General features: G+C 36.4%; 11 protein-coding genes. 5 read left to right on the top strand and 6 right to left on the bottom strand.

Annotation, left to right across the window (positions count from 1 at the left end; genetic code table 11):
• Positions 1 to 38 precede the first annotated feature (38 nt).
• Together M2265_RS08075 and rpoN are read right to left on the bottom strand one after the other, a co-directional pair.
• A complete protein-coding gene (locus tag M2265_RS08075; protein WP_021189498.1) occupies positions 39 to 1,232 on the bottom strand; it encodes a porin in 1,194 nt (397 codons plus the stop codon).
• Between the two features lie 356 nt (positions 1,233 to 1,588).
• The gene (gene rpoN / locus M2265_RS08070) at positions 1,589 to 3,055 is read right to left on the bottom strand and encodes an RNA polymerase factor sigma-54 (protein ID WP_021189499.1); all 1,467 of its coding nucleotides are present in this window, start codon (positions 3,053 to 3,055) and stop codon (positions 1,589 to 1,591) included.
• Between the two features lie 230 nt (positions 3,056 to 3,285).
• Between rpoN and M2265_RS08065 the strand changes: the two genes are divergently transcribed.
• A complete protein-coding gene (locus M2265_RS08065) occupies positions 3,286 to 5,703 on the top strand; it encodes a penicillin-binding protein 1A (protein ID WP_132771098.1) in 2,418 nt (805 codons plus the stop codon).
• A 31-nt stretch (positions 5,704 to 5,734) separates the two neighbouring features.
• On the opposite strand, the gene M2265_RS08060 is transcribed toward M2265_RS08065, so the two are convergent.
• Positions 5,735 to 6,058, bottom strand: a complete 324-nt coding sequence (locus M2265_RS08060; RefSeq protein WP_132771099.1) for a GIY-YIG nuclease family protein — start codon at positions 6,056 to 6,058, stop codon at positions 5,735 to 5,737.
• Between the two features lie 101 nt (positions 6,059 to 6,159).
• Here M2265_RS08060 and M2265_RS08055 point away from each other — a divergent pair, with 101 nt between their 5' ends.
• From M2265_RS08055 to infB, 4 genes are all read left to right on the top strand, one after another.
• Complete coding sequence (locus M2265_RS08055) at positions 6,160 to 6,933, top strand: XRE family transcriptional regulator (RefSeq protein WP_132771100.1); 774 nt, start codon at positions 6,160 to 6,162, stop codon at positions 6,931 to 6,933.
• 146 nt (positions 6,934 to 7,079) lie between these two features.
• Complete coding sequence (gene rimP, locus M2265_RS08050) at positions 7,080 to 7,547, top strand: ribosome assembly cofactor RimP (RefSeq protein ID WP_021189503.1); 468 nt, start codon at positions 7,080 to 7,082, stop codon at positions 7,545 to 7,547.
• Positions 7,548 to 7,549: 2 nt separating this feature from the next.
• Positions 7,550 to 8,788 (top strand): transcription termination factor NusA, encoded by a 1,239-nt coding sequence (nusA, locus tag M2265_RS08045; protein ID WP_021189504.1) that lies wholly within the window; start codon positions 7,550 to 7,552, stop codon positions 8,786 to 8,788.
• 106 nt (positions 8,789 to 8,894) lie between these two features.
• Positions 8,895 to 12,065, top strand: coding sequence for a translation initiation factor IF-2 (gene infB, locus M2265_RS08040; protein WP_132771101.1), 3,171 nt, complete (start codon positions 8,895 to 8,897; stop codon positions 12,063 to 12,065).
• 240 nt (positions 12,066 to 12,305) lie between these two features.
• Here infB and M2265_RS26995 read toward each other — a convergent pair whose 3' ends face one another.
• From M2265_RS26995 to M2265_RS08035, 3 genes are all read right to left on the bottom strand, one after another.
• Positions 12,306 to 12,686 carry a DUF2752 domain-containing protein gene (locus M2265_RS26995; protein WP_132771102.1) on the bottom strand — a complete coding sequence of 127 codons (381 nt, stop codon included), beginning with the start codon at positions 12,684 to 12,686 and terminating at the stop codon, positions 12,306 to 12,308.
• The gene (locus M2265_RS26990) at positions 12,676 to 12,816 is read right to left on the bottom strand and encodes a hypothetical protein (protein ID WP_206368363.1); all 141 of its coding nucleotides are present in this window, start codon (positions 12,814 to 12,816) and stop codon (positions 12,676 to 12,678) included. Before M2265_RS26990 ends, M2265_RS26995 begins: the two co-directional genes overlap by 11 nt.
• 131 nt (positions 12,817 to 12,947) lie before the next feature.
• The gene (locus M2265_RS08035) at positions 12,948 to 13,379 is read right to left on the bottom strand and encodes a DUF1579 family protein (RefSeq protein ID WP_132771103.1); all 432 of its coding nucleotides are present in this window, start codon (positions 13,377 to 13,379) and stop codon (positions 12,948 to 12,950) included.
• Positions 13,380 to 13,382: the final 3 nt, after the last annotated feature.

Raw genomic sequence — 13,382 nt, 5'->3', positions numbered from 1 at the left:
TAAAAAGGTTCAGTTTTAACAACTGAACCTTTTTATTTTTAAATTCCTAACTCAACCTGAAATAGAAACCCCCAGGAGTTCTTTTGATCGGCATTGTCAAATTGACCATCTTTAAAAGTATAATTACCACTCAAATTGAATTTTAAGCGATGTGCTTTCATATATTTGTTGATACCTGCTTCAATAATTTCTGTTTGTTTTTCATATGCCCGAATATCTTTGTGAGGTTGGACAAAGGTATATCGGCTTACCACCTCGTATCCATGATTCATCAGGTAAGACATCTGTTGATTAACTCCAAAACCTTTATAAGCATAGGCGGTATTTCCCTGTAAATCAATATTCATTGGATTGTCGACATCACGACGCATATACTCGGCTTGATAAGCAAAACCCTGATATTTAAAAATTGCATCTATAAAGCTGGTCTTTAAAGTAAAAGGATTTTCAACATATTTACCCGTTTGACCACCTATACGGGTTGTTCTGTCGTTAAAGCTGTAACCTCCACCAATAGATAGTTTTGGTGTTTCTTCACGCTCTATGTCCCCTTCGGAATAATCGCCTCCATTTTCAAAATTGCCGAATGGTAAAAATTCTACCCTACCTGTGTAAGATAAGCCTCCATCTGTTCCGCTTGCAGCTCTGCCTTCACCTGTTGATATAGCAACTTTTGCATTAATAGGTACTTCGCCAATTTTTTTACTCAGATTGGCACTCATACCGAAATCACGATCTAAAGTAAACCTGGTATTCACTAGGGAACGATCTGCAAACTGGAGCTGTCCAGATGAATTGACGCGTTGCCTATTTCCTGGTAATTTGTTTTGACCGAAACTGATGTAGAAATCGTCAGTAAAGTTATAGAATACAACGGCATCACGTACAATATTTGGAATACCAGTTTCATCGAAATCTTGATCACTTCTTGTAAAAGCTAATTGTAATGAGTAGCTAATCTTAGGCGTGTAGATGTAACCATCGACCCGCATTCTAAGTCTACGTACACGCGCATCCCATTCTCCGTTCTTTTCTCCGTCTAATTTTTCTGTGAAACCGGCACGGTTTTGCATTCTAAATCTGAAGTTTGTGTAGAAAAGGGAATCTTTGCTATGGAATTGAATTCCTTTGAAATTTAAGATAGTAGCTCTATCATCTCGTTCTTGCGCTTTTGTGGCACAGGCTAAGGTCGCTAGTAAGGCTGTAAGGGTAACAATTTTTGTTGCTCTCATTCGTCTTTAAAAAAAATATTATAGTAAGGGTTGTGTGTACTTAAATTATAACAGTTTAATTTGCTTGTAAAAAATAGCGTATTAATAAAATAATATTTTTAGCATCTATCTATAAAAGATACGGATTAATCATGATTCTTACGGATAGAACTTTATATATTATATGCGTGCGACAGTCATTTTAGCTAAATCCAATGTCAGTGATTCTATTCTTGACAAGAAACTAAGTATAAAACAAAGTGATTTGCTGCTGTTTTTTTATTTTCAAACACAAAGATAATAATCTAATTGAATAGAGGAGAAAAATGAGATGAAATGATAAGTAAAAGGCCACTTTATAGGTGGCCTTTTACTTATTATAATTCTTTACGTAAACGTGCAACAGGTATATTGAGTGCTTCGCGATATTTTGCAACGGTACGTCTAGCGATATTGTAACCTTTATCTTTTAAGATTTCGGTCAGCTTTTCATCAGCAAGAGGTTTGCGTTTATCTTCATTTGCGATGCATTCTTCTAAGATCTTTTTAACTTCTTTATTGGATACTTCTTCTCCAGATTCTGTTTGAATAGCTTCGGAGAAAAATGATTTAAGAAGAAATGTGCCAAATTCTGTTTGTACATATTTTGAGTTGGCAACACGGGATACAGTCGAGATATCCATACCTATGCGATCTGCAATATCTTTTAATATCATCGGTCTAAGCTTAACATCATCACCTGTTAAAAAGTAGTCATACTGATACTCCATGATGGCATTCATTGTTTTTAGCAATGTCTGCTGTCTTTGTTTTATCGCATCAATAAACCATTTCGCAGAATCGAGTTTCTGTTTTACAAACTGAACAGCTTCTTTCATTTTTTTATCCTTTTGATCGGATTTCTCATAATGTTCGAACATGTTCTGGTAAGAACGACTCACACGTAGTTCTGGTGCATTTCGCCCGTTTAATGTTAGATGAAGTACTCCATCGTTGTTAATGATGTGAAAATCGGGAATGACATGTAACTGTTTACCTGCAACAGCTCCTGAATCACCTGGTTTTGGATTTAACTTTAGAATTTCATTTACAATATTTTTAAGATCATCTGAGGTTAACCCTAGCGATTTTTCAAGTTTATCATAATGCTTCTTGGTAAATTCATCCAAATAATTTTTTACAACTTTAGTTGCCTGAATGATGGTTGGATTATTTTGATCTTTCTTTTGTAATTGTATCAGCAAGCATTCCTGTAAATCACGAGCTCCGATACCTGCCGGTTCAAAATCTTGAATAACCTTTAACATTTCTAATACTTCGCTTTCAGTAGCGATAACATTTTGAGAAAACGCAAGGTCATCAATGAGACTTAATATTGGACGACGTAGGTATCCGTCATCATCTAAACTTCCAATAATTTGCTGACCGATTAAGAAATCACGGTCATCTAAGGCTAGTAAATCGAGCTGTTGTTGTAATTTCTCAAAAAATGAATCTTGTACAGCAATGGGAATCTCTTTTTTATCATCATCTTCGTCAGTATAATTATAGTTGTTGGAGTAATCAGTATAATCATCTTCCTGGATATATTCATCTACGTTGAACTCATCGCTGTCGAAGCTTTCTTCACTATCAAAACTCTCATCTGGATCGCGATCTGGGTATTCTTCGTTCGGTTCGGCCATGTTTGCTAAACTGCCGTCCTCAAGTGCTGGATTCTCCTCTAATTCTTCTTTAATGCGTGCGTCCAAAGAGACTGTAGGAACCTGTAAAAGTTTAATAAACTGAATCTGCTGTGGAGATAGTTTTTGTAATAACTTTTGTTGTAAGGTTTGCTTTAACATGTTTTTCTATGACTAATTCGAATATAAATTTATATAAATTATATTGATTTAAGAAACAAAAATACATAGAAAAGGTATTTGGGTATAATTTTTGTAGCTATCTATAATCTTATACTCCTAATTATCAGAATTGGAATAATGAAATGTTAAATTTCGTTAATTCTTCTTTATGACATGTAAAAGCTATTTTTTTTGCTTGTTTTCACAAAACATTTTTAGACCTTTACCATATGTTTAAACGTATTAAGAATAAATATATACGCTATATAGCAATTGCTATATATTTTTTAATCGTCCTTGTTTGTGCTATACAGCTTAACTTTTTGGGGCTATTTGGCTACTCGCCTACAAAAAAGGATATTACGATGCCCAGTGTTAATATCTCAACCGAATTGTATACTGCAGATAGTGTTTTGATCGGTCGTTATTTTGATGAAGACCGTAATCCAGTGGCTTTTGACAGCATATCTAAAAATGTGATCAATGCGCTGGTGGCTACAGAGGATGTTCGCTTTTATAAACATAGCGGAGTTGATTTTTTAGGTCTCGGATCTGGTATTGTTTCTACTTTATCTGGAGATAGAAGAGGGGCTAGTACAATTACGCAACAATTGGCAAAAAACTTATATCGTACACGCTATAATAAATCGGGTGGTCTTCTTGGTAAAATACCTGGTGTTGGTTTAATTGTAACCAAGTTTAAGGAATGGATGACCGCTTATAAATTGGAGTCACGATATGAAAAAAATGAAATTATAACGATGTATTTAAATACCGTTTCGTTCAGTAATAATTCATATGGTATCCAAACGGCTGCACGACGTTATTTTAGTAAAAATGCAAGTGAACTTAGCATCAATGAAGCTGCGGTATTAGTGGGTATGCTGAAGGGAACAACAATTTATAATCCTATGCGTAATCTAGACAAATCGCGTGAGCGCCGAAATGTCGTTTTAACTCAAATGGAGAAGGCTAAGTATATTGATCAAACTCAGGTTGATCAGTTGTCAAAGGAGCCATTGGTATTACGTACGGAGAACAAAGATATACATGCGGGTGAAGATTCTTATTTACGGGCAGCGGTAGAGCGTTGGCTGGAGAAGTGGGCTGATGAAAATGATATGGATATCTATAAGGATGGTCTAAAGATTTATACTACAATCAACTCAAAGCTTCAAAAACATGCCGAGGAAGCTGTTGCTAAGCAGATGCAGGTATTGCAACGGAGATTGAAGAATGCATGGGGTAGTGAAGAGCCTTGGCGTGATTTGTCAGGTAAGGTAATTCCTGGATTTATTGAAAACTTGGTAAAAAAGACAGACTATTATAAATTTTTGGTGAAAAAATATGATCAACGTACTGACAGTATTGATTTCTACTTGAACCGTAAAAAAGAAATGGAAGTATTTTCTTGGAAAGGAGAGCGGATGCGTGAAAAAGTAGAGATGTCCACTGTTGATTCGATCAAATACTATGTAACTATGTTAAATACGGGTGTGATGAGTATGGATCCATATTCTGCTGAAATTAAAGTGTGGGTAGGAGGTATCGATCATCAGTTTTTTAAATATGATCATGTTAATCAATCTAAAAGACAGGCAGGTTCTACATTCAAACCTTTTGTTTATTTAGCAGCATTGGAATCCGGTATGACACCTTGTGATCAGATTCAAGATAAGCCCGTAACCATCAAGATTGATAAAGGAGATTCAATTGAAGTCTGGGAGCCTAAAAATGCTGACTGGAATTTTAGTTATCGGGATATGTCATTGCGTTGGGCCATGGCGCGTTCGGTAAATTCGATTACAGTTCAACTGACAGAGAAAGTAGGGGCTGATAAAATTGTTGAAGCTGCACATCGAGTTGGAATTGAAAGTAAATTGAGTCCTGTGGCGTCGATCGGTTTGGGACCAAATGATGTTTCAGTTTTTGAAATGGTAAATGGTTATGCTACAATGATGAATCACGGTGAACGTGTAACACCTATTCTTGTTTCTCGAATAGAAGATTATGACGGAAAAGTGATTGCAACTTTTAAACCTGAACGTAAGCAGGTAGTGGATAAACAAGATGCATGGTTGATGACCTATATGCTTCGCGGAGGAATGGAAGAGCCGGGAGGAACTTCACAGGCATTATGGGAGTATGATCTTTTTGATAAGGAAAATGAGATTGGTGGAAAAACGGGTACTTCTTCGGAGTATGTAGATGGGTGGTACATGGGTGTTACCAAAGATCTGGTAACTGCGGTGTGGGTCGGTTGTGACGATCGAAATATCCATTTTAAAAATTCGCAGACCGGTGAGGGCTCTAAAACCGCGCTACCAATTTTTGGTTTATTTATGGAATCTGTTTATAAGGATAAGCAGTTAGGCTATACGCAGGGTAAATTTCCTGCTTCAACTGTGGAAATTACAAAGAAGTATAAGTGTGAAACTCCTCGTCCGCCTCGTGAAGAGGTTGTCTCAGATTCAACCGCTGTAGATGATGAGATGTTAATCGATGGTGTGGAAGATGTGCAAAATGGTGGTACAACTCAAGAAGAAGGATTATCAACTTCTGGAGATGATGATGCTTCTGATGTCTTATCTACCCATAATGATGCAACGGCAATAAGACCGCGTGATTCACTAGGTTTTGGTGATTAATACATTCTCTTAAAAATTTTAAATCGGTTGTTTATGAAGTATAAACAACCGATTTTTTTTTGGAAGTATCCATATTAGTTGGACATAGGTTGTTCCAATTCGCATTTTGTTTTCTGATGAGCTTCTCCTTCTGCATCCGTGTAAAGTGATTTAATTCAAATTGTCTCTTTTCAGCTTGTTCCTGACAATCAAATTTTTCCATATAAACGACACGAGTTAAGTGTGGGCCATTGGGAAAGAAAATGTTGCAGCTGCTTTTTATTTCGTTCATCGCCCGGTTAAAGTCTGATGTGATATCTACATTTAAGAACTGTCTGTTGCTGTCCGTAATGATGTATAATGTGTGTGATTTCATGTTTTGAGCTAATAAATTTGGTTATTTGTATAATTTTTACTAATTTTATTGGCACAATAATACTAATATTTTTAGATATTAAAAATTAAAATTAAAAAAATATGCCAAACATAGCTTCCAATCTTAAGTTTTTAAGAAAAACGAAAAGGCTTACACAACAGCAGTTTGCTGACTTAATGGAGATAAAACGTGCTTCTGTAGGGGCGTATGAAGAAGATCGGGCAGAGCCAAAATATGAGTTACTAAAAAAAATAGCAGAGTTTTATGACCTTTCAATGGATGAGCTTGCTAATGATGAGATAAATGAAAAATGGAAACGGGCTCCTAAAAGTAATGCTTCTAATTTACGGGTACTTAGTGTTACAGTTGACGGGCTTGACCGCGAAAATATAGAGTTGGTTCCTGTAAAAGCGAGCGCTGGCTATATGAATGGTTATGCTGATCCGGAATATGTTGCAACGTTACCGAAATTTTCGTTACCTATGTTCAATCAAGGAACCTATCGGGCTTTTGAAATCAAGGGTGATTCGATGCGTCCTTTGGCTAGTGGTTCTATTGTCGTAGCAGAATATGTGGAGAACTGGAATGATATTAAGCCAGGGCAGACCTATATTGTCGTTTCAAAAGATGAGGGGGTTGTATACAAGCGAATAGCATTTAAATTTAAAGAAGATAAAGGTCTGAAGTTAGTTTCTGATAATAAGAGCTACGATCCATATTGGGTAGAAGCGAGTGATATTATGGAAGTTTGGAAAGCAAAAGCGTTTATTAGTACAACGCTTCCGGAACCTAGTAATGAACCTTCTATGGAGACTTTGACAAGCATGATGGCAGAAATGCAAAAAACAATTAATTCGGTTGTAGATAAGGGTTAGAGGATCATTTTGATGGATCTTTTTTATCTATATTTTGATAGTTGAAAAAAAATATTTACCTTTGTCTTATCTGAGAGGAAGGGGGCAACGTATGCCCCCTTTTTTAATTCATTGATTTCAGTATTTTTATTCGTTTTCGAAAGAATATGCAAAATGTAGAGAAAAGAGTTATCGAACTCGTCCAAGAAAAATTAGCAGATCGCGATGATTTGTTTATTGTAAGTGTTAAATTTCATCCGAACAGCGTGTTGGAAGTTTTGCTAGATGGTGATCAGGGAATTAGTATCGATGATTGTGTACAGGTTAGTAAATTTGTCGGATTCCAGTTGGAAGAAGAGGGGACAGTAGAGAAAGCTTATCGTCTTGAAGTTTCTTCTCCGGGGCTAGATGCTAATTTTGTTAATCAAAGGCAATATGAGAAAAATATTGGACGCAATGTACAAGTGAAGTTAAATGATGGTACAAAAACGGAAGGTACATTGTTAGCCGTTGAGGATGCACAGATAACAATTGAAGAAACAATAAAAGAAAAAGGTAAAAAAGCGGAGCAGGTTGCTCGCATTATACCTTTTGAACAAATAAAAGCAACTAAGGTGTTAATTTCATTTAAATAAAAATGAGCAGCAATATCAATTTGATTGACTCTTTCCAAGAGTTTAAAGAGTTTAAAAACATTGACCGACCTACGGTTATTTCTGTCTTAGAAGAAGTATTTCGTAGTATGATCCGTAGACGTTTTGGTACAGATGAAAACTGTGATGTTATCGTAAATCCTGATAATGGAGATTTAGAGATATGGAGAACACGCGTTGTTGTTGAAGATGAATTTTCGGAAGATGATGATCTTGAAATTGAATTAACAGAAGCGAAGAAATTTGATGCTGATTTAGAAGTTGGCGATGATTATATTGAACAGATAACGTTAGAGAGTTTTGGTCGTCGTGCTATTTTAGCAGCCCGTCAAACTTTGGTTTCAAAAGTTTTGGAATTGGAGAAAGACGAAGTTTTCAAAAAGTATAAAGACCGTGAAGGGGAGTTGGTGATCGGCGAGGTTTATCAAATCTGGAAAAAAGAATTGCTTGTGTTAGATGATGACGGTAATGAATTAATTTTACCGAAGACAGAACAAATTCCTGCAGATTATTTTAAGAAAGGTGATAGCATTCGTGCAGTCGTTTATAAAGTGGATATGATGAATAATAATCCTAAGATTCTTATTTCTCGTACTGCTCCAGAATTTTTACAACGTTTATTTGAACTGGAAGTTCCTGAGATTTTTGATGGTTTGATTACGATTAAGAAAATCGTTCGCGAACCAGGAGAACGTGCTAAAGTTGCAGTAGAATCTTATGATGATCGTATTGATCCTGTTGGTGCTTGTGTGGGTATGAAAGGATCTCGTATTCATGGTATCGTTCGTGAATTGCGTAATGAAAATATTGATGTAATCAACTTTACAACGAATCATTCACTTTACATTACACGTGCATTAAGCCCAGCTCGTATTAGCTCAATCAAGATTGATGAAGAAAATAAGACGGCTGCAGTGTATTTAAAATCTGATCAAGTTTCTTTGGCAATTGGACGTGGTGGACACAATATCAAATTGGCAGGTAAATTGACAGGTTATGAGATCGATGTTTATCGTGAGAATGACGAGTTTGATGAAGATGTGGATATCGAAGAATTCAGCGATGAAATCGAAAGCTGGGTAATTGATGCATTGAAACGTGTAGGTTTAGATTCAGCACGTTCAGTATTGGCATTGACAGAAGAAGAGTTGTCTAGAAGGACTGACTTGGAAGAAGATACGGTAAAAGACATTTTACGTATTTTACAGGCTGAATTTGAATAAAATGAAGCCACATAATTTATTTTCATCTCTATTTCGAATTTAATTGTTATAGAGATGTAAAAAAAACATATTTTTGTATTAAATATTTAATTAGTTAAAATAATAGATGACTGAAGGAAAAGGTACAAACCTGCTTAAAGCAGCAAAGGAACTCAATATTGGCATATCTACTGCCGTAGATTGTTTAGTGAAAAAAGGGTATGACGTCGACGCCAAACCTGGTACTAAGCTATCCGGAGAGATGTACAATGTGCTGTTGAAAGAGTTTCAAGGTGACAAGATCGTGAAAGATGAAGCTAAACAAATTGTGATTGGCAAAATTCGTCGTGATGAGTCGCCAGTCGCTTCTCCTAAAGAATCATCTAAAAATGACGATTATGAAGAAACTGCAGCTTCAAAAGATATTTTGATAAAAAATGCTGCGGTAAATACAAGAGAAGAATCTAATGCAGATAAAAAAGAGAATCCAGTTGAAAAGGTAACGGGTTCTGAGGCAAAGGAAAATTCATCAAATACACACACTGGAGGTATGAAGGTTGTGGGTAAAATTGATTTAGATGCTTTGAAAAGAGGATCTAAACCTAAGAAAGAGGAAACTCCAGAAGTGAAAGCTGAAACTCCAAAGGAAGTGGAGAAGAAGCCTGAGGTAGTTAAAGAAGCAACTCCTACAGCTCCAAAACCTATCGTAAAAGAAGAGCCTAAAGTAGAAGTTCCTAAAGCTCCGATAGTGGAAGCACAAAAAATAGAAGAGAAAGCGCCAGAAGCACCTAAGGTTGTCATTGCTGCACCTCAAAAAGTTGAAGTTAAAACTGAAGCTCCTAAAGTTCAAGAGAAGAAAGTGGTAGAAGAAAAGCCAAAAAATGAAAAACCTGCTGTGAAAGCACCGGTTGAAACTCCTGTAAAGGAAGTGAAAAAAGTTAATCCTGCAGATGAGGTTATTAGTGCTAAAGCAGAGAGATTAACAGGTCCAAAAGTAATTGGTAAGATTGAATTGCCTACGGCAAGACCTTCTCATCGCGATAAGCCTGTAGCATCTTCTTCAAGTGCTACTGGTAATGATCATAAGCGTAAACGTAAACGTACGAATAATACAGGAACTCCGCCTCAGGGTGGTGGTACCCATCCAAATCGTACTGGAGGTCCAAACCAAGGTGGTGGAAATCATCCAAATCGTACTGGTGGAAATCATCCAGCAGGGAATAATCAAAACCGCCCAGCAGGAGGTCCAGGAGGAAATAATCAAAACCGTCCAGCGGGAGGTCCAGGAGGACATCATAACCGTCCAGGAGGTCCAGGTGCAAATAAAGGTCGTCCAGCCTTCAACAATAGAAGTAATGGACCTAATGTACCAAAAGAGGAGCCTACTGAAAAGGAAATCCAAGATCAAATCAAGGCTACATTAGCGCGCTTAAGTGGTGCTGGTAAGTCGGGTAAATTTGCTCAACGTGCGAAATTGAGACGTCAAAAACGTGACGATGTCGCAACTAACGCGGAGGAGGAAGCATTAGAAAGAGAAATGCAAGCAAAAGTGTTGCGTGTTACAGAATTTGTAACGGCAAACGAACTTGCTAACTTAATGGATGTGGCTGTTACACAAATTATCGCAACTTGTATGAGTTTAGGTATGTTTGTTTCAATTAACCAACGTCTAGATGCAGAAACTTTAACCATTGTTGCTGATGAATTTGGTTACCAAATTGAATTTATCAAACCTGAAGATGAAGAGATTGCTGATCTTGAAGAAGCTGACAATGAAGATGCATTGATTTCTCGTGCTCCGATTGTTACGGTAATGGGTCACGTCGATCACGGTAAAACATCTTTGTTAGATTACGTGCGTAAAGCAAATGTAACAGGTGGTGAAGCAGGTGGTATCACGCAACATATTGGTGCTTATGCGGTACAATTAGACGGTGGACGTAAGATCACTTTCTTAGATACTCCAGGTCACGAAGCCTTTACAGCGATGCGTGCTCGTGGTGCAAAAGTAACAGATATCGTAATTATCGTTATTGCAGCGGATGATGCTGTCATGCCACAAACGAAAGAAGCAATCAACCACGCACAAGCTGCTGGTGTGCCAATCGTATTTGCATTTACAAAAATTGACAAGCCAGGTGCTAATACAGATCGTATTAAAGAGCAGTTGTCTCAAATGAATATATTAGTAGAGGATTGGGGTGGTAAATACCAAGCACAGGAGATTTCAGCAAAAACTGGATTGAATGTGGATCTTTTATTAGAAAAAGTATTATTAGAAGCAGAGATGCTTGACTTAAAAGCTGATCCGAACAAACGTGCTGTTGGTTCTGTAATTGAAGCTGCTTTGGATAAAGGTAGAGGTATTGTGACAACAGTACTGATATTAGGAGGTACTTTACGTGTGGGAGATCCTATTTTAGCAGGTTCTCATAGTGGTAAAGTGAAAGCTTTAACAAATGAACGTGGTGAGCGTGTGAAAGAAGCAGGTCCTTCTGTACCGGTTCAAATCTTAGGTATGGCTGGGGCACCTACTGCAGGTGATAAGTTCTATACTATGGAGAGTGAATCTGAAGCTCGTAATGTGGCGAATAAACGTCTTCAATTACAACGTGAGCAAGGTATGCGTGCTACGAAACATATTACTTTGGATGAGATCGGTCGTCGTTTGGCAATCGGTAACTTTAAAGAGTTGAACGTGATCGTAAAAGGTGACGTGGATGGTTCGATCGAGGCATTATCTGATTCATTATTGAAATTATCAACACAAGAGATTCAAGTGAATGTAATTCATAAATCTGTGGGTGCTATCTCAGAGTCAGATGTTTTATTAGCTTCTGCTTCTGATGCAATTATCATCGGTTTCCAAGTTCGTCCATCTATAGGTGCACGTAAATTGGCTGAACAAGAGCAAATTGATATTCGTCTTTACTCTATCATTTACGATGCTATTGCAGAACTTAAATCGGCAATGGAAGGTATGTTGGCTCCGAAATTTGAAGAGAAAATCGTTGCTAACGTTGAGATCCGTGAAACGTTTAAAATCTCTAAGGTCGGTACAATTGCAGGTTGTATGGTCTTGGATGGTAAAATTAACCGCAATAATGATATTCGTATCGTCCGTGATGGTGTTGTTGTTTTCACAGGTAAATTAGCTTCATTGAAACGTTTCAAAGACGATGTGAAAGAAGTTTCATTCGGTTATGAGTGTGGTTTGAATATTCAAGGATATAATGATATTCAAGAAGGTGATATCGTTGAAGCATACGAACAAGTTGAAGTAAAACGTAAGTTGTAATTAAACAATTTATCATACATAAAAGGAGCGTTTTTAATAAGACGCTCCTTTTTTTATGAGTTTTAAAACACACAGATAGTTCTTGATAGGAATTGGGAGTTAATTATAAGATCTTATCCATATTCCTAAAGTAAGATCATTTCATTAAAATCGTGCAAATAGAACGGATGATCTGAAATGAGTATTTTTTACCGTAATGTTTTTTTTATATTAAAGCGACTTACAGTTACTGTTTCTACTTTATAAGTTTCTTACTATCCAAAAACCAATTACAATGATAAAAACGATTACAATTGCTTTATAACCAAATAGTATCTTTCGCCATTTAAGCATTTTTGGCGTCGGCGATTTTTGATATTCAAAGATTAATCCTGTGATGATATAGGGGATAGCGATGATCAGTAAAAAATTTTGCCTCCATGCGTTTTGGAGGTCAAAATTTAAAAGATAATGTATGGCGCGTTGTGATCCACATCCGGGACATTTGTAGCCTGTAATGACATAAAATGGGCATTTAGGAAAAATGTCATACTGTATCGGATTAAAGAACTTATATGTAAGAATTAAGATGAATAGAAGTATAATCCCAATGGACCATAGATAATATTTCTTAATTACCATAATTAAATATAGATCCAACAACACCTAAGATCATCAATAGTACATACAATACTGTCATCACAATGGAAACAATAAAACCAATTTTAGTCCATTTTTTAGCTTCATCTGATGCTCTTTGTGCACCTTGCAGATCTCCTGCATAGAATCTGTATAAAAGTACTTTTTCATATTTTAGAGTTTTATAATTTATTTAAATATAGAAAAAAAGGGCAGAGTTGATGTTTTTCGTAAAAAATTTTTATGCTTTACCCTATACCAACTTTATCTTTTTGTCAGTTTTATGTGTATAAAATCGTTCCAGATATTATGATCATTCAGCTGTTTCCAAATACCTGAAAATTCATTGTTCTCCTTACTGAACCCACCGTTAAACTTTAAGTTAGTTCCGGTAAATGTCCAAAGGTGATTGTCTAATATAGCATTCATAAAGCCAGATTGACCTTGATTGTTATAATATTGCATGCTGTAATGTTGACGTACGACGTCATATCCTATAATTTCATGGGTAAGGCTATTTGACGTTCCTATCATGACATTTGCCTGGTGCAAAATAAAAGAATTGTCTAGAATCCAATAATATGTATCAGTCCCTTTGATTTTAACTGCAGGAGCATTATTGGTTTTTAGAATAATACCTTCGGTATCCCAAGTTCCTATAAAATGATTTAAATGCTGTTTTGCTATTTGATCCATTTT

Source organism: Sphingobacterium kitahiroshimense (assembly GCF_025961315.1).
GTDB classification, from domain to species: Bacteria; Bacteroidota; Bacteroidia; order Sphingobacteriales; family Sphingobacteriaceae; genus Sphingobacterium; species Sphingobacterium anhuiense.
This window is presented reverse-complemented; position numbering and strand designations above follow the sequence as displayed.